Consider the following 25,639-nt stretch of genomic DNA (forward strand, 5'->3'; position numbering starts at 1 on the left):
AATCTGCGTGATTGGCGTGAACAGGCGCTATTGCAGCGGCGTCTCGTCGTAGTTCACCGGCACCCAGTCGTACCGCTCGCCGTCTTTCCGCAAATGCCCGAGCCCGGGAAACGCGATGTGCGCGGCACCGACCAGATAACGCTTGCCCGCCACGCGCGCGAGCGTGTCGCGCCGCGTGCGGCGAGCCGCATCGGCATCGGTGTCGTACTGGACGGTGGCGCCGGTGTCCTGCAACTGGATCGCCGCGACGTGGACGATGTCACCCCACGCGAGCAACCCCGCGTTGCCGCTCTCGATCAGATAGGCCGTATGGCCCGGCGTGTGGCCCGGCATCGGCACCGCGCGAATGCCGGGCGCGAGCGTCGCTTCGCCGCGAAACGTGCTGAAGCGCCCGGCCGCGACGTAAGGCGCGACCGACGCGGCCGCCGCATCGAAAAACGACGCGAGGAACGCCGGCGCCTGCGCCTTGCCGTCCGGATCGAGCCAGTATTTCGCGTCGATCTCGTTCACGCGGACGGTCGCATTCGGAAAGGTCATCCTGCCGTTCGAAACCAGACCGCCGACATGATCCTTGTGCAGATGCGTGAGCAGCACTTCGTCGATCTGCCCGGGCTCGTAGCCGGCCGCGCGCAGGTTGGCGAGCAGCTTGCCGCAGCAGTCGCCGTAGAGCACGCCGGCGCCGGTGTCGACGAGGATCCGCTTCGACCCGGTGTCGATCAGGAACGCGTTGATCGACCCTTGAACCGGCGGCTCGAGAAATTCGCGATCGAGATCGCGCCGGATCGCCTCCTTCGACACGTCGCGAAACACCGTATCGATCGGAAACGGATGCGTCCCATCCGACAACGCGACGATCTGCAGGCTGCCGAGCTGCTGCCGATAGAATCCGGGCGGCTGGCGCCCGCCGCCCGGCTCGTCCGCGAACGCGGCCGACGCGAGAATGCCGACACATCCCACGACGAGCAGCATGCGGCCCGCGCGCGCCGCGCGTGTACACCAGTTCAAGTTCTTCTTCATGTCCGATCCCGAGTTTGCGTATCGACGTTATGCCGTGACGCCGAGCTTAACCGTCAGGACCGGGAATAATCCTGCGCGACGCATGAATCGTTCTGAACGCGGGATGCGGCGCGATCCACGGCCCCCGGCCGGCGCTAGAATGCGAACGGCATGCAACGCATCGTCGCGACAGCGACACGCACACCGACGACGACATGGACAAATTCTCCGCGCTGCGCGCGTTCGTTGAAGTAGCGGAAGCCGGCGGCTTCTCCAGCGCAGGGCGCCGCCTCGATCTCGCCGCTTCGTCGGTGGTGCGTGCGGTGGACGCACTCGAGGCATCGCTCGGCACCGTGCTGCTGAACCGCACCACGCGACAGGTCACGTTGTCCGATGCGGGCGCCGTCTACTATGCGCGGGCGAAGCAGCTGCTCGAGGCGCTCGCGGAAGCCGATGCGCTCGTCGCCGATCGCGGCGACGAACCGTCCGGACCGCTGCGGGTGTCCGTGCCGGTCGCGTACGGCATGCACCGCATCGCACCGCACGTCGGCGCATTCCTCGCGCGCTATCCGAGGCTCGATCTCGATCTGCAACTCACCGACGCACGCGTCGATCTCGTCACCAGCCGGATCGACGTCGCGATCCGGCTCGGCGAAGCCGCGCCGTCCGCGGAGGTCGTCGCGCGGCAGCTCGGCACGTTCCGGCGGTATGTCGTGGCGAGCCCCGACTATCTCGACGCGCACGGCACGCCATCGACGCCGGGTGAGCTGGTCGATCATGGCTGCCTGCGCTTTCACTTCGGTGGCGATCAGCAGGCGTGGTCGTTCGTCGATGCGCGCGGCGCGACGAAGGTGCTCGTCACCGGGCGACTGAAATCGAACCACAGCGAAGTGTTGCGCGCCGCCGCGCTCGATGGCGGCGGCATCGCGCTGCTGCCCGACTGGCTGGTCGATGCCGACGTCCGGGCGGGCCGCCTGCGCAGGTTGTTCGAACAGTACGACGTCGTGCCCGACGCGGCACGCTCGATCGTCACCGCGCTCTACCTGCCGAATCAGCGCGGCTCGAAGCGCGTCACCGCGTTCATCGATTTTGTCGAGGCGCAGGCTCGCACGCCGTGCTGAATCGCACGGCATGCGGTGTTACCAGCCGAACTTCGCCTCCATGCCGACATAGTCGGCATTGCGCGCCCCGAGCGCGCGAATCGAATCGGCGACCTGGAAGTGCACGGCTTCGACGGCAAGCGCGACGTTTGCATTGACGAGCCAGTCCACGCGGGCCTGCGCATACATGCCGGTCCACGCACTGCCCTTGCCGGCCGTGCCGGGCACCGCCGACATCCCTTGCCCGTAGATCGCGTCGGCCGTCGTCGCGCGCCACTGGAAGCCGACCGCGGTCATGACCGTCACGTTGCTGGCCGGCTTGAACGTCAGCGACGGCTTCACGTGAATCAGGTTGCTGTAGCCGGTGTAGCCGGCGAGCGTGAAGTAATAGCCGTTCGGGAACAGCGGGTTGAAGGTGCCCATGCGCCCGTCGCCGGGATGCCTGTCGCCCGATGCGCCGTCGAACTGAATGCCGATGCGCGGCGTGCCGGCCGTTTTGGCGAACGTATAGCCGGCCAGCGTGCCGAATGCCCACGCGCCGATCGTGTCCGGTCCGATGTGCCCGGTCTGGAGCATCGCCTCGGCGTCCCAGTCGAATTGCCCCGATTTGCCCGCGTAGCGCATGTCGAACACGTCGCGTCGCTCGGTGCCGGCGCCGGCGAGATAGCGCGCATTGTCGCGCGTATAGCGCGACCAGTACGCCGACAGGTCGCCAGGACCTGTGCCGCTGCGCTCGACACGCACGCCGTCGAATCTCAGGTGCCGGTTCGACACGTCGTCGAACACCGCGTCGTTGCGGTATTGCACCGGGCGCGTCACGTAGCCGATCAGCCGCCATTTGCCGATTTCGTAATTGGCCCACAGCGCGTCGAACGCCTGACGCACGTTCGGCCCGTCGCGCACCGACACGAAGCGCTGCAAGTCGAATGCCATCTCCTGCCGGCCGATGCGGGTCTTGAAGGTGCCGCCGCCCAACTGATCGACATACGCGACGAACGCCTGTTCGATGTCGAACTGATCGCGATCGACCACCCCGACCGTATCCTTGCCGAACGGCCGGGAATCGACGAGCTGGAAGAACGCCTGGAAATGCCCGGCATAGCGCAGATCCGCGTGCACGTTCGCACGCTGGATCACGTAATTGTCGTCATGCGCGGCGCCCAGCCCGAACAGCGGCGCATTGTTCAGCTCGAAGCGCTCGCGCAGGTTCGCGCCGAGCGACAGGTAGGTCGACGGATCGCCGCCCAGCGGGATGTACTTCAACGCGTCGAGCGGCTTGCGCGGCACGCACGGGTTCGCGAGCACCGACCAGTCTTCCTGCCAGCGATTGAACAGCACCGTGGGCCGCTTCGCGGTGCACGACGTGCCGGCGGCTGGAGCCGCGGCCGTGGCGGGGGCTGGGTCAGATGATGCGTCGGCGCCGGCCGCCGTACCGGCGTACGTCGCGGCGCCCGCCGCCAGCATGGCGGTCGGCAGGACGCCCCGCCACGCACGTTGCGTCGACCGATGTCCCATTACTTCGACCGCGCGTGGATCTCGGCGACATAGCCGCCGGGGAACTGCACGAGCGCCGCGTCGCGGCCATCCGACGCAAACGTCGGCACCAGCACCGTCACGCCGGCCGCTTGCGCCTGCTTGAGCGTGGCGGCGAGATCGGTCACTTCGTAGCCCGTCATCTCGCGGCCGAACGGGTAAGGCAGACGGCCATCCGTCGCGAGCACGGTCATCTTGCCGAAGCCCGATTCGATGCGGATGCGGCGGTACGTATCGTTCGGCCGGCCGATCTCGACGCCCGGCGCGTGGCGCACGTCCGACACGACCTTGCCGCGCGAGAACGCGACGAAATCGCGCACCAGCTTGTTCGCGCTTTCCGGCGACACGTACACGCGGTTTTCCGGCACCGTCTGCAGCGCATCGTAGTGCGGCGCTTCGGTATGCCAGTACAGTTGCATGTTCACGCCGCCCGGCCAGCGGATGATCGCATCGCGGCCGATCGGGTCCGGGAACGTGTCGACGATCACGTCCGCGCCGTGCGCGCGCGCCGACTTCACCGCGACGTCCATGTCGGTGACGAGATAACCGGTGCGTTCCTCGCAGAACGGATACGGAATCGGCGTCTTGAAGCCGAACACCGACACCGTGCCGACCGGCGTGAGCACGAGCTGCGACATCGTCTGGCTCGGCGTCGGCGTGACCTGGAACACGCCCTGCTTCGACTTCTTGCCGCCGAACGTCGCGACGAAGCTGTCGGTAAAGCGGTCGAAATCTTCCGGCGCGACGCAGACGTGCGTGGTGTCGTATTGCGGGCCGACCGTGACGGCCGGTACACGCCCGGATGCGGACTCGACCAGACGCGTCGTATCGGCGTGGGCCGGCGCGTTCGCCAGCAATGCGCCGAATACGGCCGTCGTCAGCAATACCTGTCGCAACTTCAGTGCAATCATCGAGTTCTCCTTGAGCTTGCCGACAGGCATGCTGCCCGTGTGGCGATTCGAAACAGACTAGTGAAGGCGGGCCTGAATGTCATGGCGGCATCCTGAATTGTTCTGAATATGCCGCGCGGGCTGCGCAACTTCCTCGATAACGCCCGCCGTCACGCCGGCATCGGCAAACCCAGCCGCCAGCTCAGATTCCCGCGCGCGCGCGCCTCGCAGCGCGTGTAGAAGAAATCGGTCAGATAGATGCGCGGGCGTTCGAGCAGCCCGCGCAGGATCGCACGTTCAAGACGGTCGTAAGCGCGGTCGTCGAGATCCGGGCGCTCGGCGCGCAGGCGCCGCCCGTCTTCGCGAAACCGGCTGCGAGACGCACCGAGCACGGCCAGATCGATGTCGCACACGAAACGGGTATCCGGTTCCGCGGCAGGGCCCGCGTGGTTGGTCGCGCGAATCATCGCGCAGACAAGGTCGCACGCGCGGATGCGTCCATCCGCCTGGCGCCGGAACCAGTCGGCGCTACGCTGCTCGTTATCCTGCGCGCCGGGGACGAAGATCACGTCATGGAACCACAGCGCGAGCTCGACGGCCTCCGGTTCGGGAATCGCGCCGCGCGCGAGGTCGAGATGGCGCAAGCAGCGCCGTACATGCAACAGCGTATGGTAGTGGCGCGCCGGCTCCGCATAGCATCGCGCCAGCATGCGATAGACATCCTCGGCACGTGCGCCGCCGCAGCATGACCACAACGCAACGAATCGCGCCTGCGTCCGGTTCACGTTCGCTCCTTGGCGCGGGGCGCCCGCGCACGATCGCCCCAGGCCGACATTAGCGCGATGCGCTCAGAAAAATTCCCTGCGAATGTCGATGCTGGACCGCTGCCCGATGTTGCCGTAATGATGCGCGAGCCACGCGTCCGCTTCGCGCCGTCCGTGGTCACGCAGCTCGCTCAGGAATCCCCAGTCCGCGTTGTACTTGCTCGATACGCTCAATGCGCTCAGCGCGTCGTCCGCGCGAATCGAATGGATCAGCATTTCCTTCATGTCGCCGCGCTTGACCGTGCCGTCCCGGATCAGGTCGGTGACGAACGCGATGGCGCGCATCTCGCGCATCAGCGACGAATTGAAACTGATCTCGCTGATACGGTTGAGAATCTCCGCGGCCGTGATGGGTACACCACGGCGCACGAGCGGATTGATGTGCACGATCACGACGTCGCGCGTCGCGCAGTTGTAGATCAGCGGATAGATGGCCGGATTGCCCATGTAGCCGCCGTCCCAGTAGTACTCGCCATCGATCGACACCGCCTGGAACAGGGTCGGCACGCATGCCGACGCAAGCACCGCGTCGGCACTGACATCCTCGCCCGTGAAGATGCGGATCTTCCCGGTCTCCACGTTGGTGGCGCTCAGGTACAACCGGATCGGACAGTGCTTGCGCAGCGCGTCGAAGTCGACCCGGCGCTCGAGCACCTCGCGCAGCGGATTCAGGTTGTTCGGATTGAACTGATAGGGCGAGAAAATGCGCAGCATCATGTCGGCGAACGCATAAATCGGCGAATGATCGAGCCCGAAGCTGTGCGTGCCCTTCAGCCACGGCGCCCAGCGCAGCGGGTTGTAGTGCTCCGCCGATTTCGCGACGGCCTCCCAGAAGTCGTGCAGCGCTTGGCGCGCACCGTCCTCGCCGCCCTGCAGCAGCCCGTACGCGAGTACCGTGGCGTTCATCGCGCCGGCGCTGGTGGCGCTGACGCCCTCGATGTCGAGCCTGCCGTCTTCGATCAGCCGGTCGAGCACGCCCCACGTGAAGGCGCCGTGCATCCCGCCGCCCTGCAACGCCAGCGCGACCGGTTTGCGCGGGACATCGCGGTGACGTCTTGTATGCGTGATTGTCATGCCCGTCTCCTCAAGCAGCGGCGGGGCGCGCGCGGCACGCGGTCACACGATGCATCGTCGTGCGCCGCGGGCCCGTTCATCCCGCGCGCGCGCCCAATGCATCCAGCAGCGTTTTGGCCTCTCGCAGGTCGCTCGTGTCGAAGCCTTCCGTGAACCACGCGTACACCTCGGACAGCGCTTGCGTTGCCTCCGCGGTCTTTCCCTGTCGTTGCAACAGCCTGGCGAGGTCGGACGCCGCCCGCAATTCCAGCGCCCTGGCACCCTGCTGGCGCGCCCGCGCGATCGCCTTGTGAAGGCAGTCCACCGCTTCGTCGTCGCGTTCGGGTGCCGCGCCTTCGTTGCCCGCACCGTCAGCCAGATAAATTCCGGTGAGCCGGTACACCTCGGCCTCGTAGCAATGCTCGCCGGATTGCTCGACGATCGCCCTGGCCTCTTCGAGCATGCTCAGTGCCGAGCGCTTGTCGCCCGCGCGCCAGTAACTGTCGGCGAGCAACGCGAGCGAATAAGGACGCTGGTCCTCGCCGCCGGCTGCCCGCTGCGCGTCGAGGCCCAGCCGCATCTGCGCGATGCCGTCCTCGAGGTTTCCCTGCGCGCTCATCGCCCAGCCTCGCAGCACCGTTCCCCATGCGAGCCAGTACGGCAACCCGTGCTCGGTCGATACCGCGATGACCGCGTCCGCGCGCTCGGCGACAAGCAGCGGCTCGCGCCGCAGTTGGTGCAAGTGCGCGGTGTAGGTCAGGCTGAACGCCAGGGAAGGCCCGTAAGAAAGGCTCCGCGCGAGCGCCAGTGCTTCGACGCTGCAGTCGAGCGCCTGATCGGGATACCCCTGAATCCACAGGGTCAGCACGAGGAAGCTGAGCGCCCGGATGCCGGGATCGACGCCGTGCGCGAACACGTGCGCCTGATGCTGCTCCGGGTCGTAGATCGCGCGGGCCTGCTCCAGATGCGTGCGAGCCGCAGTGAATTCGCCCTGCAGAAAGAAGCACGACCCCAGTGCGCTATGTGCCTCGATGAGGAAGCCCGGATCGTTCGCGTCCCGGGCCGTTTCGAGCATCTGCTTGCCCAGCTCGGTCGCGAGCGCATACTCGCCGCGCACCACGTGATGCATCCGCAATCCCAGCTGCGTCGCGAAGCGCGGCGATGCCTCGCCGGTCCGCTCGCACAGCTCGAGCGCGCGCGTATAGACTGCGCCCACCTCGGTCGCGCCATACCCGCGCACGTCCATCAGGACCGGCCCGAGGGAAAGCAGCAGTGTCAGCTCCCAATGCGCACGCACGGGCGTGTCGGGCAAGCCCTTCAGCAGCGCCAGCGCCGCGCCGAGATGATTCATCGCATCGTGATGCGCGGCATGGCGCAACGCCTGCTGGGCCGCACGATGCAGGTATTCGACCGCCTTCGGAATGTTGCCGCTCTGGCTGTAGTGATGCGCAAGCTCGCTGCAGTAATCGGCGATGCGCGTCGGGAACAGCATCTCGATCGCCTGCGCGGTGCGCTCGTGCAGCGTGGTACGCCGCTCCGTGAGCAACGAGCGCCCGGCCACTTCCTGGGTCAGCGCGTGCTTGAACGAATAATTGACTTCGGGAAAGGCAGGACGCTCGTAGATGAACTCCGCCGCTTCCAGATGCGCGAGCAGGCGCCGCAGTTCGTCGTCCCGTGCCGGCGCCTCGCCGCAAATGCGCCGGATCAGGCTGAACGGAAACTCGTGGCCGATCACGGCGAGTGCCTGCAGCAGTTCCTTTTCGTCGAGCGGCAGCCGGTCGATTCGCGCAGCCAGCACGCCCTGCACGGTGGTGGGAATGTGCAGCGTCGCCGGGGTCTCGTCGATCCGATAGCGGCCGGCCTCGCCGAGCAGCGACTTCTCCTCGACGAGCGTCTGGACCACTTCCTCCATGAAGAACGGGTTGCCTTCCGTCTTCTCCAGAATGAGCTGCTTCAGCGGCACGAGCGAGCGATCCTCGCCGAGCAGCGCCGTGAGCAATCCCTGAGCATCCGACGGGCCCAGCGGTTCGAGCCGCAACGTGCTCCAGTGCGCCGCGCCGGCCCACGCGGGCCGATACTCGGGCCGGTAGTTCACCAGGAGCAGGATGCGCGCGTCGGGCACGTGGTCGATCAGGTACGTGAGGAAGGCTTCCGTTTCACGGTCGAGCCATTGCAGATCCTCGAACAGCAGATGGAGCGGCTGATTCCGGCTCTCGCGCACGAGCAGCTGCCTGATCGCGTCGAAGGTGCGCTCGCGCCGGATCTGCGGATCCATCTCGGCGAGCACCGGGCCGCCTTCACCGATACCCAGCAGATAGAGGACGTACGGCACGAGATCCTCGAAACTGCGCTCGAGCGTGAGCGCCTTGCCGATGACCTTTTCCCGGCAGCGCCGCTCGTCGTCCTGGGTCGTGATCTGGAAATAATTCTTCAGGAGTTCGATGAGCGGCAGATTCGGAAACGCCTTGCCGTGCGATACCGAGAACGTCTCCAGCACCAGCGCGCCGCGCCGCGAACGCTCCTTGAACTCGTGGAACAGGCGCGACTTGCCGACGCCGGCTTCCCCCACCACGCCGACCACGCGTCCGTGCCCGGCCCGCATGGTGTCCAGCGCGCGGTTCAGGTGCTCCATTTCCGTTTCGCGGCCGACGAACCGCGCGAGGCCGCGGTGCGCCGCCAGTTGCAGGCGCGTGCGCAACGCGCCCAGGCCCAGCACCTCGTAGACGCACAGCGGCGCGGGAATGCCCTTGAGCTGCGTCGCGCCCAGCGCCTTGAATTCGAAATAGCCCTCGGCCAGCTTGTGGGTCGACTCGCTGACGAGAATCGACGTCGGCGCCGCGATGCCTTCGATCCGCGACGCGATGTGGATCGTGTGCCCGAGCGGATCGTACTCGGTGTGCAAGTCGTCGGTGCGGATCGAACGGACGACGACCTCGCCCGTGTGAACGCCGACGCGAATCTGCAGAGGAATGCCTTCCTGCAGACGAATGCGGTCGCCATGCTGACGCATCGCCTGCTGCATGCGCAACGCGGCGAAGAGCGCGCGCTGCGCATGGTCTTCGTGGGCGATCGGTGCGCCGAACAGCGCGAGGATGCCGTCGCCGAGCGATTTCGCTACATACCCCTCGTAGTAATGGACCGCCTCCATCATCAGCTCGACCACGGGCACGATCAGGCGATGCGCCACTTCGGGATCGAGATCGTGGATCAGCGCGGTCGACCCGGCCATGTCGGCAAACAGCGCGGTCACGGTCTTGCGCTCGCCGGCGGGTTCGCCGCGCGCTTCCATCGCCGCGTGTTCGGCGCGGATCCGCTCGGCAAGATGATCGGGCGTGTAATGAACGGGAGTCGGCGGGAGCTCGGTAGCCGATGGCCGGGAAGGCGGCGGCGCGGCAGCGGTCGTCTCGAGCGACGCTCCGCAATTGCTGCAGAAGCGGGCCGCGGGGTCGGCGTCATGTCCGCATTGCGGGCACGTGCGGGACAGCACGGCCTGACATTCCTGGCAGAACCTCGCACCGGGAGGATTCTCGGACCCGCATAGTGTGCAGCGCATAAAACCCTCTCTTCCTGCCAAGGGTCGACCTCAAAACATTATGCGCCACTCTCCGCGGGTATTCAGGGCCAACCGGCACCAGTTAACCCTACATCTTCCCCGCCAGATGGAACCGCGATGCCGGATGCCACAGCCTCACCGACGTGGCGACCTGCTCGCCGACCCATGTGCGGCGCCGCAATAGCAGACACGGTTCGCCGATCTCCATGACGAGATGCCGACGCACCTGCGCATTCGGCTTCTCCGCGTAGATCCGGAACTCCGCGCGCTGGATCGGCGCGAGCCGCACCATGTAGTGATTCGGCGTCTCGAGCGTGAAATCCTGCTCCAGGTAGTCGGGAAACAACGCCGGATTCACGTAGCGATCCTCGAACTGGATCGGCTCGTCCTCCTCGTAATGCACGATGCGCGAATGAAACACGGGCCCCGTGCGAAGCGCCAGCGCCTCGATCGCCTCCGGCTCGACGCTACGCTCCAGCAGCAACACGCGCGCGCTGTGCCGATGACCGCGTTCGGCAATCTCGTCCGCGATGTTGCGGATCTCCAGCACCGTCGATTCGTAATGCCGGCGCTCGACGAACGTGCCGGCGCCCTGGATGCGCGTCAGCACGCGCTCGGTGGTCAGCTCGCGCAGCGCGCGCGACACCGTCATCCGTGCGACGCCGAATTCCTTGACCAGCTCGGCCTCGGTCGGAATCGCGCCGCCGGGCTTCCAGTCGCCCTTCGCGATCCGCTCGACGACGTAGCGCTTGATCTGCTGGTACGCCGGCAGCGCGCGTGCCGGCACGTCGTCGCCCGACGTGCCCGCCCGACGCGCCGGTGTGTATCGTTCCGTTTCGTTCATGCGCCCTCGACCGATTGAAGGTTGGATGCCCCGCCGCCCATCGCCCGTCACCCGCGCGCCGCTACAGCACGGACGGCGGCACGCCCGCGACGATCGCGGCCGCGATCGCGATGTCGTCGGCAAGCGGCCGGTCGTCGTGATACGCGGGCACACGTTCGCGCACCTGTCGCCACAGCGCATCGGTCGACGCGGCACGCGCCGCTCCGTTCGCCTGCAAATCGTAGGCCTGCGCGGCGGCCAGCAGCTCGATCGCGAGCACGCGCGTCGTATTCTCGATGATGTCGAGCGCCTTCAGCGCGGCAGGCGTCGCGTGGCACAGATGATCTTCCTGCAGCCCCGACGTAATGCCGCCGTCGAGGCTCGCCGGTGCCGCGAGCCGCTGATTCTGCGCGACGAGCGCGACCGCCGTGTACTGCGCGATCATGAAGCCCGAACACGTGCCGCCGGGCGCCGCGAGAAACGCCGGCAACCCGCTCACGAGCGGATTGACGAGACGGTCCAGACGCCGCTCGGCGATGGCCGCCACCTGCGCCATCGCGGCCGCGAGGCTGTCCATCGCAAGCGCGATGCCCGCGCCGACCGCATGCGCCTGCGAATGAACGACCGGCGCGTCGCGCGTACCGGCGACGATCGGATTGTCGGTGACGGACGCGAGTTCGCGATCGACGACTTCCGCCGTCACCGCGAACACGTCGCGCGCCGCGCCGTGCACGTGCGGAATCGTGCGCAGGCTGAGCGGATCCTGCGTATGCCGCCCGCTCGCCGCGCCGAGCATCGGGCTGTCGGCGAGCATTGCCCGCAGGCGCGCGCCGACGTGCCCGATGCCGGGCGAGATCCGCAGCGCGAGCGACGCCGGGTCGAACGCGGCGAGCTGGCCGCCGAGATTCTCGAAGCTCGCCGCCGCGATCCAGTCGGCCCAGTCGAGCAGCCGCTCCGCGCGCGCCAGCGCGAACGCGGCGAGCCCCGTCACGCACGGCGTGCCGTTGACCAGGCTCAGCCCTTCTTTCGCACCGAGCGCGAGCGGTTCGCGACCGATGCGGCGCAGTGCCTCGTCGCCGCGTATGCGCTCGCCGCGATGGCGTGCATGACCCTGCCCGATGCAGACGAGCGCGACGTGCGCCATGTGCGTCAGGTAGCCGACCGAACCGTGCGCCGGCACCTCGGGCAGGCAATCGTGTTCGAGCAGCGCGACGAGCTGTTCGACGACGTCGGCATGCACGCCCGAATGCCCATGCGCGAAGTTGTTGATCGCCGCCGCGATGATCGCGCGCGTTTCGGGCGCGCCGAGCGGCATGCCGACGCCGACCGCGTGGCTCATCAGGATGTTGCGCGACAGCGTGCTCTGCTGGGCCGGCGACACGATCACATCGCACAGCGCGCCGACGCCGGTATTGACGCCGTACGCGCGAATCCCGCGCGCGACGATCTCGTCGACGAGCTCGCGCGCCGCGGCGATCCGCCCGCGCGCATCGTCGGTCAACGCCAGCGGTTCGCCGGCCGCGACGGCCGCAATCTGCCGCCAGTCGAGCGGCCGTGCAGAACGGAATACGGTCATGACGTCCTCAGTTCGCGGCGCGGTCGTGATGGCTCGACACGAACTGGCGGAAGCGCTCCGAACACTGGCCGCCGAACAGCGCGTCGGGCGGCCCGTCCGAATCGACCTCGCCCTGATGCAGGAACATCACGCGATTCGACACGTGCCGCGCGAAGCCCATTTCGTGCGTGACGACCAGCATGGTGCGCCCCTCCTCCGCGAGCGAGCGCATCACGCGCAGCACTTCGCCGACCAGCTCCGGGTCGAGCGCCGACGTCGGTTCGTCGAACAGCATCACCTTCGGATGCATCGCGAGCGCCCGCGCGATCGCGACGCGCTGCTGCTGGCCGCCCGACAGGTGCGCCGGATAGTAGCCGCGCTTGTCCGCGAGGCCGACGCGCGCGAGCAGCGCCTCGGCTTCCTCGACCGCTTCCGCGCGGCTGCGCTTGAGCACGCGCAGCGGCCCTTCGACGAGATTGTCGAGCACCGTCATGTGCGACCACAGGTTGAAGTTCTGGAACACCATCCCGAGCTGCGAGCGGATGCGATCGACCTGCCGCCGGTCGCCCGGCTGCAGCTTGCCGTCGCGTGCGCGCTTCATCTTCAGTTCTTCGCCGGCAAGCGCGACGGAACCGTCGTCAGGCGTTTCGAGCAGGTTCAGGCAGCGCAGGAAAGTGCTCTTGCCCGAGCCGCTCGCGCCGAGGATCGAGATGACGTCGCCTTCGTGCGCGTCGAGCGAGATACCCTTCAGCACGTGATGATCGCCAAACGACTTGTGGATGTTCTTGACCGACAGCGCAACGGGAGCAGCGGTGTTCATCGGATTCTCCGGGAAAGGACGGGGATGCTCAGGACGCAACGCGCCGGGGATTGCGTGCCGCCGCGGCGGACGCACCGGATGGCTTCGGCGCACGCAGGTGGCCGGAGAGTCGCCATTCGAGCGCGCCGAGCAGGCGCACGACGATGAAGTTCAGGCCCAGGTAGATCAGCGCCGCGCACACGAACACCTCGGTCGTCCGGTAGGTCTGCTGGATGATCTGCTGCGCGACGCCCGTCACCTCCCACACGGTCACGAGGCTGGCGAGCGCGGTCGACTTGACCAGCAGCACGGCTTCGGTCGAATACGCGGGCAGGCACTGGCGCAATGCGATCGGGCCGATCACGCGGCGCAGCAGCGCGAAGCCCGACAGGCCGATCGAATAACCAGCCTCGATCTGCCCGACCGGCACGGCCATCAGCCCGCCACGCAAGATCTCGGCCGTGTAGCCTGCCGTGCACAGCGCGAGCGACAGCACCGCGCATACATACGGCTCGCGCAGCAGCGGCCAGATGAAGCTTTCGCGGATCACGCCGAACTGGCCGAGCCCGTAATACACGAGGAACATCTGGATCAGCAGCGGCGAGCCGCGAAACACGAGGATGTACGCACGCGCGAAGCGGTTCGGCAGCCAGTGCGGCGACACGCGCATCGTGACGATCACGAGCGACAGCAGGCCGCCGAGCACGAGCGACGCGAAGAACAGGCCCAGCGTGGTCGGCACGGCCGCGAGCAGCTGGCCCAGCGTGCCGAGGAGGAAATCGAAATCGAATGACATGCGTGCTCTCCGTCAGTTGCGCGCGAAATTGCGGCGGAACGAGCGGCCGACGATCGCTTCGGCCCGGTTGAACACGCGGTTCGACAGGCCCGTCATCACCAGGTACAACGCGCCGCCCGCGACGAAGAACACGAAGTACTGATGCGTCGAGCTCGCCGCGATCTGGCTCGTGCGCAGCAACTCCGCGAGGCCGGTGACCGAGATCAGCGCCGAATCCTTCAGGCTCAGTTGCCACACGTTGCCGATGCCGGGCAGCGCGAAACGCAGCACCTGCGGCACCAGGATGCGGCGCAGCACCATCGCGCGCGGCATGCCGATCGCGCGCGCCGCTTCGAGCTCGCCCTTCGACACCGCGAGCACCGCCGCGCGATACACCTCGGCCTGGTAGGCGCCCGAGATCATCCCGACCGCGAGTGCGCCGATCACGAACGGCGGCACACCGATGAAGCCTTCCGCGCCGAACCACTGGCCGACGGTCGTGACGAGCGTCGAGCCGCCGAAGTAGAACAGATAGATGACGAGCAGTTCGGGCACGCCGCGAAACACCGTCGTGTACAGGTCGCCGAGCAGGCGGGCGCTGCGGTGGCGCGACAGCTTGGCGGCCGCGATCGCCGCGCCGATCACGGCGCCGACCGCGAGCGCGGCGAGCGTCAGCGCGACCGTCATCAGCGCGGCGAGCAACAGCACGCCGCCCCAGCCCTCGGTACCGAAGCCGAGCATTTCAAGAATCGCCATGCGTGCCTCCCGGCAAGTGTTGAATGAATCCGCAAGATGCGTGCCGCCGCGCGTCGGTCGAGCCGCTCACGCGGCGGCGGCCGGACACGCGCTTACGGCGTGACGTCGGTCTTGAACCACTTGTCGGCGAGTTTCTTCACGGTGCCGTCCGCGAGCGCCGCGCCGATCGCCGTATCGAACTTCGTCTTCAGGTCGGCGTCCTGCTTGCGGAACGCGAGCCCTTCACCCGGGCCCCAGATCGGTCCGCCGAGCTTCGGCCCCGCGAGCACGATCGACGCGTTGTCCTTCTTCGTGTTGTTCGCCGCGTAGTACGTGACATCGTCGAACGACGCGTCGATGCGGCCCGCGACGAGGTCGAGATCGCGCTCAGGCGAGGTCTTGTACACGCGGATCGACGCGATGTCCTTGAAGCTGTCGTTGATGAACTTCGTGTAGACGGTGCCCGACTGGATGCCGATCGTCTTGCCCTTGAGCTGCTTGCGCAGCGTGTCGACGGTCGGCTTGTCGGCATTCGCGTCGCCGGTCAGCTTGACCATCGGCGCGCCGGGCGCGGCCTTCGGCAGGATCTTCGTATCGGTGACGGCGAAGGTCGCCGGCGTGGCCGCATACGGGCGCGAGAACAGCAGGATCTTCTCGCGCTCCGGCGTGATCGAGATCGCATCCATCAGGACATCGAACTTGCCGGCCTGCAGCCCGGGAATCATCCCGTCCCAGTCCTGCGCGACCATGTTGCACTGCACCTTGATCCGCTCGCACACGTTGGCGAGCAGTTCCGGTTCGAAACCGCCGAGCTTGCCGCCCGGCAGCGTGAGGTTCCACGGTGCGTAGCCGCCTTCGAGCGCGACCGTCACCGTCTTCCATTCCTTTGCCTGCACCGGTGCGGCGAGCGTTGCCGCCGCGGCCGCGATGGCGCCGATCGTCCTGATTGCCCACTTGATGCGCTTGCCGTTCACGAGAGTTCTCCTTGCGTTGAAGTTCGCCATCCCTTCGGTGCAGCAAGCCGCCTCAGGAATTTGTCTATACAAGCATGCAAGAAGAAAAACAGCGAGACAAGCAGCGATCAAAAAAAACCGCGTAAACGCGGGAAATCCCCTAATTCCAGGGCTCTGACGTGCGTCATCAAGGGGAATCCGGGCACGGATTTGGTGCAATTCCGGCGGTCCAATCGCCAGGATGACTAGACAAATTTTGAATTCGATCGGGAGCGGGGCTGAGACTCGGCACGGACGACCCTCACGATTCATCTGACGATGAATCACGTCCCTGCCGATCCAGCCCCGGGGCGGCGGGCGCTACTTCTGCGTGGTTTGCTCGCGGTCCAACACCGCAAAGAGCTGATCGAAACGCGCTTTTGCATCGCGCGGTTGTGCAACGCTTCGGGCCGTAGCTTCGTTCGTCGGCTGTCCGACCACGATCAACCCGACCATGCCCAACATGTGATGAGGAAGACAGCGATAGCCATAAACACCGGGCGTGTCGAACTTCACGGTCAGATCCTCACTGATCTTTCCGGCAAACGACCGGGCTCCGTCCGGCGCCATCCCGGGAATGCTTTCGACGCTATGACCGCTGTCGGTAGCCACAAAATGGACGCTATCGCCCGCGTTGATATGGACGAGGGTCGGCTCGAACCCGCGCTGGCCGTCCGACGCCTGATTCAGCATCCTGACTTCGATGTCGGCCGCGTAAGCACCGAGCGACCACAGCAATCCCACCCCGACGATCAACCGCGCAAATCCAGATTTCTTCATTTCGTTCTCCGACGGATTGGCCGCGGGATCGCTCCCCCGGCCAATCCGATCACGGTATCAGCTGCGCTTCAGATCGAAGCGATCGAGGTTCATCACTTTCGTCCACGCTTGGACAAAGTCGCGTACGAACTTCTCGTGCGCATCGTCCGACGCATAGACTTCGGCAACGGCCCGCAGCTCCGAACTGGAACCGAACACCAGATCGACCGGGCTTGCCGTCCACTTGAGCGCGCCCGTCTTGCGGTCACGCCCTTCGTAAGTCCCGTCGGCACTGGAGGACTTCGTCCATTGGGTCGACATGTCGAGCAGATTCACGAAGAAGTCGTTGCTCAGCGTGCCGGGACGATTGGTCAGGACACCGAGCCTTGAATGGCCCGCATTGGCGTCCAGCGCACGCAGCCCGCCCACGAGAACGGTCATCTCCGGAACGGTGAGATCCAGCTTGCTCGCGCGGTCGACCATCAATTCGGCCGGCGACCGCTCATTGCTTTTCTGATAGTAGTTGCGGAACCCGTCGGCGGTCGGCTCGAGAACGGCGAACGAAGCGACATCGGTCTGCGCCTGCGTCGCATCGACGCGTCCCGGCGAGAATGGCACCTTGACGTCGTAGCCGGCCTTGCGGGCCGCATCCTCGACGGCCGCGCTGCCGCCCAGCACGATCAGGTCGGCCAGCGACACCTGCTTGCCATCCGTTCTGTTCCTGTTGAAGCCGGACTGAATGCCTTCCAGCGACTTCAGCACTTTCGACAGGCTCGCCGGGTCATTCACCGCCCAGTCGTTTTCCGGCGCGAGGCGAATGCGCGCGCCATTCGCGCCGCCTCGGTAGTCGGTGGCACGGAACGAGGCCGCGGACGCCCACGCGGTCTTGATCAGTTCCGCCTTCGGCACCCCCGATGCGAGGATCCTGCGCTTCAGCTCCGCAATATCGGCGTCGCCGATCATCTGGTAGCCGGCAACGGGCAGCGGATCCTGCCAGATCAGATCGACCTTGGGCACATCCTTGCCCAGATAGCGCGCCTTCGGGCCCAGATCCCGGTGCGTCAGCTTGAACCACGCCTTGGCGAACGCCAGCTTGAATTCCTCGGGATGCGCGTGAAAGCGCTTGGCGATCGCGCTGTACGCGGGATCGACCTTCAACGCGATATCGGTCGTAAACATCATCAGCGGATGTCGCTTCGACGGATCGTGTGCGTCCGGCACGATGTCCTGCGCGTCCTTCGGCATCCACTGATGAGCGCCTGCCGGGCTCTTCGTCAGCACCCAATCGTGTTCGAGCAGATTGTCGAGATACTGCATCGTGAAGTGAACGGGGTCGACCGACCATGCGCCTTCAAGGCCGCTCGTGATCGTGTCGGCGCCCTTCCCGGTGCCGCACTTGTTCGCCCAGCCCAGGCCTTGCGCTTCGACGCCCGCGCCCGCCGGTGCCGCGCCGACGCATTTGTCGGGCGACGCCGCGCCATGGGCCTTGCCGAAGGTATGACCGCCCGCGATCAGCGCGAGGGTCTCCTCGTCATTCATCGCCATGCGGCCGAACGCGTCGCGAATGTCCTTTGCCGCGGCGACGGGATCGGGGTTGCCGTTCGGACCTTCCGGGTTCACGTAGATCAGCCCCATCTGGGTGGCCGCCAGCGGCTTCTCGAGCTTGCCGTTCTTGTCGCGGTTATTCGACATGAATTTCGTGCCGGCGCCCCAGTAAACCAGATCCGATTGCCAGTCGTCTTCCCGGCCGCCGCCAAAGCCGAAGGTTTGAAAACCCATGGATTCAAGCGCGACATTGCCGGTGAGGACCATCAAATCGCCCCACGAAATATTCTCGCCATATTTCTTCTTGATCGGCCACAACAAACGGCGCGCCTTGTCGAGATTGGCGTTATCGGGCCAGCTGTTCAGCGGCTCGAATCGCTGCTGTGCGCCGCCGGCGCCGCCACGGCCATCGTACGTGCGATAGGTGCCCGCGCCGTGCCACGCCATCCGGATGAAGAACGGTCCATAGTTGCCGTAGTCTGCCGGCCACCAGTCCTGCGACGTCGTCAGGGTCGCGCGGATATCCTTCTTCACGGCCTCGATATCGAGCTTGTTGAATGCCTGCGCATAATCGAAATCCTTTCCGTACGGATTCGACTCGACGTCGTGCTGACGCAGCGGCGAAAGATCGAGCCGCTCCGGCCACCAGAAGTCATTCGTGCGCGGCGCACCGTCGGCCCACGCGGCAACGGTGCCGGCACTCATCGCGATGATGGCGAGCGCGGCCACGACCGATTTTCCGACACGTTTTTTCTGCATATTGACCCCTCCGTAATTGGGCGTAATGTTGGAATGCCGGAGGATTGTGGTCTTTGATGGAATTCGTCGGCCAATCGGTAGTTTTTATTCTTCCGATTAATGCGGACTATGGGCGCGATTCGGAGGCCACGGGTTCACATGGCACCGGGCGCGAACGAAGGCGCTCACACAGAACGCGCACCGTCTGCGGTGAGGATGTAGCCAGGGCTACCGTGTCAGACCGCGCCGCGCGTAGATAGAAATAAGGTTGTCGCCGTTTTCAGCACCGCCTCCCTACCGCCCCAGAAACCGCTCCGCCAACCTCACGAAATAACTCGCCCCCACCGGCAGCAACGCATCGTTGAAGTCGTAACTGGCGTTATGCAGCAGGCAAGGGCCACCGCCATGCCCATGCACGCGATGATCGCCCGCCCCGTTCCCGAGGAACGCATAACAACCCGGCTTCTCGCGCAGCATGAACGAGAAATCCTCCGCCGCCATGGTCGGATCGACGGCGGCGTTCACATGCGCGTCGCCGACCAGCTCGCGCATCACCGCCACCGCCATCGCGGTCTGCTCGGCGTCGTTCACGGTAGCCGGATACTGGCGCTGGAAATCCACCTCGCTCTCGCAATCGAAGGCCGTGGCCGTCGCGGCCACCACGGCGCGCATGCGCGTCTCGATCAGGTCGAGCGTCGCATCGGAGAAGGTCCGCACCGTGCCGCCGAGCCACGCATCGGTCGGCACCACGTTCATCGCCTCGCCCGCATGCACCTGCGTGACCGACAGCACCGCGCCGTCGATCGGATTTCGGTTGCGCGTGACGATCCCCTGCAGAGCACTCAGCACCTGCCCCGCCGCGAACACCGGATCGCGGCCCAGATGCGGCATGGCCGCGTGGCAGCCGGCACCGCGCAAGTTGATCCGAAACAGGCTGGTCGAGGCCATCAGCGGCCCCGGCCGCACCGCGAAATCGCCGGCCGCGATGCCGGGCCAGTTGTGCAGCCCGAACACGGCATCCACCGGGAAACGCTCGAACAGGCCGTCCTCGATCATCGCGCGCGCGCCGCCGCCCGCCTCCTCGGCCGGCTGGAAGAACAGCTGCACGGTGCCGTCGAACTCGCCATGCCGCGCGAGATGGCGCGCGGCCCCCAACAGCATGGTGGTGTGCCCGTCGTGGCCGCACGCATGCATCGCGCCGGGCACCGTCGAACGATGCGCGAAGGTGTTGGCCTCCTGCACGGGCAGCGCATCCATGTCGGCGCGCAGGCCGATCGCGCGCGCGCTGTCGCCGCGCTTCAAGGTGCCGACCACGCCGGTGCGGCCGACGCCGCGCGTGACCGCATAACCCCATTGCTCGAGCCGCTCGGCGACGAGTTCAGCGGTGCGGAACACGTCGTAGCCCACCTCGGGATGGGCATGGATATCGCGGCGTAGCGCCGTCAGTTCGTCGGCGTGCGCGACGATGGAATCGATCAGTTTCATGCGGATGGAAGCGCTCTTGTCGGTCGGCGCGGCACGGCGGCGGGCCAGCCCATGCCGCCCGCCGCCGTGCCGCGACGCATCAGATATGGAACAGCTGCGCCACCAGGGTCGCGCCGATGAAGGTGCCGGCATTGGCCACGAAGGACACCAGCACGATGCGCCAGCCAAGCCGCCGGAAGGCCGGAATGTCCTTGGCGATCGACAGCCCCGCGAACACCAGCATCGGCGTGGTCACCCCGAGGAAATCGTTGTGCGAGCTGAGCGCGGCGATCTGCGAAGCCCATGGGGACCACGGCGAGGTCAGGAACATCGCCACCACCGATACCCAGCAGACCGCCGGAATCCTGCGCCCCGTCACGCGCGCCAGCGCATCGCCGACGATCGTCGCGCACACCATGATCGCGATTCCCGGCAGTCCCACCAGCGGTGTGGTGCCATGGGCGATCCAGTCGCACACCAGCGCCATCGCGGCCGTCACGATCCAGGCCAGCAGCTTGCCGCCGTAGCCGAGCGCGGGCGCCTCGGTCCGCACGTCGCCCAGCGACGGGCTGGCCGCTTCGGGCTGCGCCGATGCCTTGGTGGTGCGTCCGATCAGCGGCTCCAGCACGCGATAGCCCCAGACCGCGAGCGGCAGCGAGATGAATAGCGTGAAGTAAGTGCCGATGGTGGTGGTGATCAGGTTGCTGGCCGCGGCGAAGGCGAGCACCGATTTCGCCATCTCCGGGTCCTGCTGCGCGGCGATCGCGCCCGAGGCGGCCGCCATCATGCTGCCCGAGCCGACGCCCGAGCCCATCGCCAGCGCGAGCGGATCGAAGATGCCGAGGCTGCTCACGAAACCCGCGAACACGGCGATGAACACCGCACCGAACACGGTGCCGGTCAGGTACTCGGCCAGCACGCCGCGGCCCTCGGCCGAATCCATGCCGTACTTCTCGCCGATGATCGCGAGGCTCGGCTCGCGGCCCACCGAGAAGGTCGCGCCGATCGCCTCGCGCTTGATGCCGAGCAGCAACGCGAGCGGCAGGCCGAGCAGGATGGTGCCGACGAAGTGGCCGAATTCCTGGAAGGCCAGCGCCCAGCCCGCCGACGCCAGCTTGGGCAGCGCGCTGCCCACCATCAGCCCGAGCTTGGAGACGAACAGCAGCAGCGCCGGCTGCAGGATCGCGGCCGCGAAGAACTGGTCGGGCACGCTCAGGCGCGCGCTGCTGTTCCAGCGCGCGCTGGCCAGCCCCACCGCGGCGCCGAGCAGCAGTGCCCAGATCATCGGCAGCAGCACGACCTTGCCCGGCCCGAGCTTGAACGTGAATGAGCCGATCCATTCGGCGACCAGCAGGATGCCGGCCGCGTAAAGCAGGACCTTGGCGGTGGCCGCGCCGCCAAGCTCGCGGCGCTCGATACCCAATGCGTGTTCCATGACGAATCTCCCCTTGAAGCCCGGCTGCCGTCGAATGCGGGCCGGTTGTTACAGATAACCGAACGCGGTGGGCGGCGCTTCGGCCGTCTCGACCCACACGCTCTTGGTCTGCGTGTATTCGTACAGCGCCTCGACTCCGCTCGAGCGGCCGTAGCCGCTCATGCCGTAGCCGCCGAACGGGGAGGCCACGTTGATGGTCTTGTAGCCGTTGACCCAGAAGGTGCCGGCATTCACCTGCGCGGCCACGCGATGCGCGCGCGCCACGTCGGTGGTCCAGGCCGCGCCGGCCAGGCCGAAGTCGGTGTCGTTGGCGATCGCGATCGCCTCGTCCTCGGTGTCGAACGGGATGGCCGCCACCACCGGCCCGAAGATCTCGGTGCGCGCGACCTCCATCGCGTTCGACACGCCGGTCAGCACGGTCGGCGCCACGAAGTAGCCGCCGCGGCCCTCCCCGACGGGCTCGGCCGAACCGCAGGCGAGCGTGGCGCCCGCCGCCACGCCGCGCGCGATCATCGACATCACGTGGTCGTACTGCTTGCGATTGTTGATCGGGCCCACCTCGGTCGCATCGTCGAGCGGTGCACCGACGCGGATCTTCTTCGCCCCGGCAGCCACCATCGCGACGAATTCGTCGTAGACGGCGCGCTGCACCAGCAGACGCGAGCCGGCCACGCAGCTCTGGCCCGCGCCGGCGAAGATCGCCGCCTGGGCGGTCAGCGCGGCGCGCTTGAGGTCGGCGTCGGCGAACACGATATTGGCCGACTTGCCGCCCAGCTCCAGCACGCACGGCAGCACGCGGCGCGCGGCGGCCTCGGCGATGCGCGCGCCGGTGGCCGGCGAGCCGACGAATACCGCCTTGCTCACCACGCGATGCGCGATCGCGGCCTGCCCCGCGGTGTGACCGAAGCCGGCCAGCACGTTGACCAGGCCGCGCGGCAGCCCGGCCCGCTCGCCGAGTCGGGCGACCGCCAGCGAGGTGAAGGGCGTCAGCTCCGAGGGCTTGAGCAGCACGCCGTTGCCCATCGCCACCGCGGGCGCCACCTGCCAGCCGCAGGTGAACACCGGCGCGTTCCAGGGTGTGATCTGCAGCACCACGCCGGCCGGCTCGCGGCGCGTGTAGTTGAGGTGCGAGGTCGGCACCGGGATCACGCTGCCGTAGAACTTGTCGGTCCAGCCCGCGTAGTACTCGAACATCTCGGCGACCTTGCCCACCTCGCCCCGACAGTCGCGGATCGGCTTGCCCGAGCCCAGCGCCTCCAGCCGAGCGATCGCCTCGGCCTCGGCGCGGATCGCGCGCGCCACCTCCTGCATCACGCGGCCGCGCGCGGCATGCGTGAGCGCCCACCATTCGCGTTGCGCGCGGCGCGCGCTTTCGGCGGCATGGTCGATCACGGCTGCGCCGGCGTCGCGATAGGCGAGCGTGGCCTCGCCCGTCGCCGCATCGTACAGCTGGATCGTGTCGCCCTGGCCGGCGACGAGCTCGCCGTCGATATACGAGCCGATCGTGGCGGCGCCGGGGAAGAAATGCGCGAAGGCGGCGAGCAACTGGTCTGCGTGCTGGGTCATGTCAGGTTTCCGTATCTGTGGGTCGAGCGGGATCGTGGCGCGGGCTGCCCGGCCTCAGGCCGGGTCGACGAAGTCGACGATGCGGTTGAAGTCCTCGCCGTCGGCGACCGATACCTCGCTGGCGGCCCACACGCGCGCCGCCTCGCGCGCCACGGGAGCGACGCTGTCGAACTGGTCGAGCAACCCGAGCGCGAGCCGAACGTCCTTGCGCATCAGCTTCATGGTGAAGCCGGAATCGAACTTGCCGTTGAAGATCCAGGTCGGGTAGTTGGTCAGCGTCGCGCTGTTGCGGCCGGAGCCGCCGTTGAGCGCCTCGACCAGCTTTTCCGGATCGACGCCGGCCGCGCGCGCGGTGCGCACCGCCTCGCTGGCGGCCAGCAGGTGCACGCCGGTCAGCAGATTGTTGAGCAGCTTGGTGACGTGGCCGGCGCCCACCGGGCCCACATGCACGCGCTTGGCGCTGATCGCCGCGAGGATCGGCTCGACGGCCGCGATATCGCTGTCCGAGCCGCCCAGCACCATCGTCATGGTGGCGGTGGCCGCGCCCTTCGGGCCGCCGCTCACCGGGCCGTCGACGAAGCCGATGCCGCGCTCGGCCAGCGCCGCCGCCACGCGCCGCGTGCTGTCCGGATCGGCCGTGGTGGTATCGATCACGATGCTGCCCGGCCTCGCGTTCTCGAGCACGCCGCCCGCGCCCAGCACCACCGCCTCGACCACCGCCGACGTCGGCAGCGACAGCAGCAACACGTCGGCGTCGCGCGCGATTTCGGCCACCGAATCGCGCGCCGACAGCACCGCCTGCTCGGCCAGCGCGAGCGCCACGCCCGGCGCCGCGTCGTAGCCAAGCACCGTGTAGTCGCCGCGCCGCAGCGAACCAGCCATGCCGCGCCCCATGTTGCCCAGACCGATCACGCCCACCGTTTTCATCCGACGACTCCTGATAGCTGTTGGTTCGAGGCCAGCGCGCCAGCTTGGCGCCGCCTTGCATGGCTACGATGTTCGGTCCGGCGATCCGTATAATCAATCAACGCCAATATTGAGATTGTTCTCTTTTTTAGAACACCGGGATCATGAGCGACACCCTTACCGACAGCCGGATCGTCTATTTCTATGAGGCCGTGCGCTGCGGGACGATCCGCGCCGCGGCCGACTGGCTCGACGTGGCGCCCTCGGCCGTGAGCCGCCAGATCGGGTTGCTGGAGAAGGAGCTCGACGCCACCCTGGTCGAGCGCCACGCGCGCGGCGTGACGCCCACCGACGCTGGACGCTGCGTGATCGAGTATTTCCGCGAGCAGCTCGCGCATCGCGACGACCTGATCTCGCGCCTGCAGGAGCTGCGCGGGCTCAAGACCGGCCAGGTCAGCCTGGTGCTCGGCGAGGGCTTCGTCTCGGATCTACTGGCCGGGCCGATGCAGCAGTTCTGCCGGCAGTTCCCCGGGATCCGTGTCAACCTCGACGTGGGCAGCACCAACGACGTGATCCGCAAAATCTCGAACGACGAGGGCGAGATCGGCCTGGTCTACAACCCGCCCGCCGAGCCCAAGCTGGTGTCGCGCGCGTCGAAGCGGCAGCCGATGATGGCGATCGTCGGCCCCGACTTCCCGCGCCGCAGCCACAAGGTGCTGACGGTGCAGCAGCTCGCCACCTACCCGATGGCGGCCACCCACCCGTCCTACGGCACGCGGCAGATGATGGAGGCCGTGGAATACGCCGAGCGCGTACGGCTCGCGCCGATCATCACCACCAATTCCTTCGCGATCCTGAAGGAATTCGTGAAATCGGGGCTCGGCATCTCGGTGATGCCGGCTTTCGCGGTGGCGGCCGAACTGCAGGCCAAGGAACTGTTCGCGATCGAGATCGCGCATCCTATCCTCGAGAACGCCGAGGCGCACATGGTCACGCGCGTGGGCCGCAAGCTCTCGGTGGCCGCCAACAAGATGCTGCAGATGATGACGGGGCAGATGCGGGCGTTCCGTTAGCGGATCCTGCGCTGGCTCCTGCTCCTGCCGGCGACGCGAGGCCGGGCTGTCTCGCCAGCCTTCCCGGCGAAGCGTCACGTGCACGCGGGGTGTACCGCAATGCACCCGCACTTCCATGATCGCCTTGCGTTTTACGCGCGCTCCACGCCGGGCGCCGCAAGCAAGGCGTGAGCGGTGCGCGTCGCCATGACGTCGTCGGATCGGTAAGCCGCCGCATAGGCATAGGTGCGCCACGCCGCATCGCCAAGCGCATACAAGCAAACGGCCGCGAGCGCCATGCCGCGCGACGAAAGCACGCCGCCGCGCTCGACGCGGCGCAATTCGCTCAGCGCCTCGCCCCACGCACGCGCGCGCACATGCCACCACGCCAGCACCTCGCGCATCCCCCCGTCCCCGGGGCGCAGCACCGCCATGGCGTCGAGCAGGTCCAATACGTCGGACAACGTATCGAGCGCCGCACCGGCCCACAGCACGTGCATCATTCCCGTAGCGATCTGGTCGTCTTTCAACGTCTCGATCATATTC

General features: G+C 67.1%; 21 protein-coding genes. 2 read left to right on the plus strand and 19 right to left on the minus strand.

Features of this window, described 5'->3' with window-relative positions; genetic code table 11:
* Nucleotides 1–27: 27 nt before the first annotated feature.
* Nucleotides 28–969 carry an MBL fold metallo-hydrolase gene (locus BAMB_RS29035; protein WP_045555012.1) on the minus strand — a complete coding sequence of 314 codons (942 nt, stop codon included), beginning with the start codon at nucleotides 967–969 and terminating at the stop codon, nucleotides 28–30.
* A 242-nt stretch (nucleotides 970–1,211) separates the two neighbouring features.
* On the opposite strand from BAMB_RS29035, the gene BAMB_RS29040 reads away from it, so the two are divergent.
* Complete coding sequence (locus tag BAMB_RS29040; protein WP_011660722.1) at nucleotides 1,212–2,117, plus strand: LysR family transcriptional regulator; 906 nt, start codon at nucleotides 1,212–1,214, stop codon at nucleotides 2,115–2,117.
* 18 nt (nucleotides 2,118–2,135) lie between these two features.
* Here BAMB_RS29040 and BAMB_RS29045 read toward each other — a convergent pair whose 3' ends face one another.
* From BAMB_RS29045 to BAMB_RS29125, 17 genes are all read right to left on the minus strand, one after another.
* Nucleotides 2,136–3,611, minus strand: coding sequence for an alginate export family protein (locus tag BAMB_RS29045; RefSeq protein WP_011660723.1), 1,476 nt, complete (start codon nucleotides 3,609–3,611; stop codon nucleotides 2,136–2,138).
* Entirely contained in the window at nucleotides 3,611–4,540 is a 930-nt protein-coding gene (locus tag BAMB_RS29050) for a hypothetical protein (RefSeq protein WP_012371999.1), read from the minus strand. The genes BAMB_RS29045 and BAMB_RS29050 overlap by 1 nt, the downstream gene beginning before the upstream one ends.
* 149 nt (nucleotides 4,541–4,689) lie before the next feature.
* The gene (locus tag BAMB_RS29055) at nucleotides 4,690–5,229 is read right to left on the minus strand and encodes an HD domain-containing protein (RefSeq protein ID WP_011660725.1); all 540 of its coding nucleotides are present in this window, start codon (nucleotides 5,227–5,229) and stop codon (nucleotides 4,690–4,692) included.
* 138 nt (nucleotides 5,230–5,367) lie between these two features.
* The gene (locus BAMB_RS29060; RefSeq protein WP_011660726.1) at nucleotides 5,368–6,417 is read right to left on the minus strand and encodes a patatin-like phospholipase family protein; all 1,050 of its coding nucleotides are present in this window, start codon (nucleotides 6,415–6,417) and stop codon (nucleotides 5,368–5,370) included.
* A 76-nt stretch (nucleotides 6,418–6,493) separates the two neighbouring features.
* Entirely contained in the window at nucleotides 6,494–9,949 is a 3,456-nt protein-coding gene (locus BAMB_RS29065) for an adenylate/guanylate cyclase domain-containing protein (protein ID WP_011660727.1), read from the minus strand.
* Between the two features lie 88 nt (nucleotides 9,950–10,037).
* Nucleotides 10,038–10,793: a histidine utilization repressor gene (gene hutC / locus BAMB_RS29070; protein ID WP_011660728.1), complete on the minus strand. Its 756-nt coding sequence runs from the start codon at nucleotides 10,791–10,793 to the stop codon at nucleotides 10,038–10,040.
* Nucleotides 10,794–10,854: 61 nt separating this feature from the next.
* Nucleotides 10,855–12,348 (minus strand): HAL/PAL/TAL family ammonia-lyase, encoded by a 1,494-nt coding sequence (locus tag BAMB_RS29075; RefSeq protein ID WP_011660729.1) that lies wholly within the window; start codon nucleotides 12,346–12,348, stop codon nucleotides 10,855–10,857.
* Nucleotides 12,349–12,355: 7 nt separating this feature from the next.
* On the minus strand, nucleotides 12,356–13,147 hold the full coding sequence (locus tag BAMB_RS29080) for an ABC transporter ATP-binding protein (RefSeq protein ID WP_011660730.1): 792 nt from the start codon (nucleotides 13,145–13,147) through the stop codon (nucleotides 12,356–12,358).
* A 28-nt stretch (nucleotides 13,148–13,175) separates the two neighbouring features.
* Nucleotides 13,176–13,922: an ABC transporter permease gene (locus BAMB_RS29085; RefSeq protein WP_011660731.1), complete on the minus strand. Its 747-nt coding sequence runs from the start codon at nucleotides 13,920–13,922 to the stop codon at nucleotides 13,176–13,178.
* 12 nt (nucleotides 13,923–13,934) lie between these two features.
* Entirely contained in the window at nucleotides 13,935–14,657 is a 723-nt protein-coding gene (locus tag BAMB_RS29090) for an ABC transporter permease (RefSeq protein WP_011660732.1), read from the minus strand.
* A 92-nt stretch (nucleotides 14,658–14,749) separates the two neighbouring features.
* Nucleotides 14,750–15,640, minus strand: a complete 891-nt coding sequence (locus BAMB_RS29095; RefSeq protein WP_249174899.1) for a transporter substrate-binding domain-containing protein — start codon at nucleotides 15,638–15,640, stop codon at nucleotides 14,750–14,752.
* A gap of 309 nt (nucleotides 15,641–15,949) precedes the next feature.
* On the minus strand, nucleotides 15,950–16,408 hold the full coding sequence (locus BAMB_RS29100) for a pseudoazurin (protein WP_011660734.1): 459 nt from the start codon (nucleotides 16,406–16,408) through the stop codon (nucleotides 15,950–15,952).
* A 57-nt stretch (nucleotides 16,409–16,465) separates the two neighbouring features.
* On the minus strand, nucleotides 16,466–18,637 hold the full coding sequence (katG, locus tag BAMB_RS29105; protein WP_085963190.1) for a catalase/peroxidase HPI: 2,172 nt from the start codon (nucleotides 18,635–18,637) through the stop codon (nucleotides 16,466–16,468).
* Nucleotides 18,638–18,964: 327 nt separating this feature from the next.
* A complete protein-coding gene (locus tag BAMB_RS29110) occupies nucleotides 18,965–20,155 on the minus strand; it encodes a M20 aminoacylase family protein (RefSeq protein ID WP_011660736.1) in 1,191 nt (396 codons plus the stop codon).
* A gap of 79 nt (nucleotides 20,156–20,234) precedes the next feature.
* The gene (locus tag BAMB_RS29115) at nucleotides 20,235–21,569 is read right to left on the minus strand and encodes a DUF3100 domain-containing protein (RefSeq protein ID WP_011660737.1); all 1,335 of its coding nucleotides are present in this window, start codon (nucleotides 21,567–21,569) and stop codon (nucleotides 20,235–20,237) included.
* Nucleotides 21,570–21,617: 48 nt separating this feature from the next.
* Nucleotides 21,618–23,135 carry an aldehyde dehydrogenase family protein gene (locus tag BAMB_RS29120; RefSeq protein WP_011660738.1) on the minus strand — a complete coding sequence of 506 codons (1,518 nt, stop codon included), beginning with the start codon at nucleotides 23,133–23,135 and terminating at the stop codon, nucleotides 21,618–21,620.
* Between the two features lie 54 nt (nucleotides 23,136–23,189).
* On the minus strand, nucleotides 23,190–24,077 hold the full coding sequence (locus BAMB_RS29125; protein ID WP_227739279.1) for an NAD(P)-dependent oxidoreductase: 888 nt from the start codon (nucleotides 24,075–24,077) through the stop codon (nucleotides 23,190–23,192).
* A gap of 128 nt (nucleotides 24,078–24,205) precedes the next feature.
* On the opposite strand from BAMB_RS29125, the gene BAMB_RS29130 reads away from it, so the two are divergent.
* On the plus strand, nucleotides 24,206–25,114 hold the full coding sequence (locus BAMB_RS29130; RefSeq protein ID WP_011660740.1) for a LysR family transcriptional regulator: 909 nt from the start codon (nucleotides 24,206–24,208) through the stop codon (nucleotides 25,112–25,114).
* Between the two features lie 131 nt (nucleotides 25,115–25,245).
* On the opposite strand, the gene BAMB_RS29135 is transcribed toward BAMB_RS29130, so the two are convergent.
* Entirely contained in the window at nucleotides 25,246–25,635 is a 390-nt protein-coding gene (locus tag BAMB_RS29135) for an HrpB1 family type III secretion system apparatus protein (protein ID WP_011660741.1), read from the minus strand.
* Between the last annotated feature and the right edge of the window lie 4 nt (nucleotides 25,636–25,639).

The organism is Burkholderia ambifaria AMMD (assembly GCF_000203915.1).
Lineage (GTDB): Bacteria > Pseudomonadota > Gammaproteobacteria > Burkholderiales > Burkholderiaceae > Burkholderia > Burkholderia ambifaria.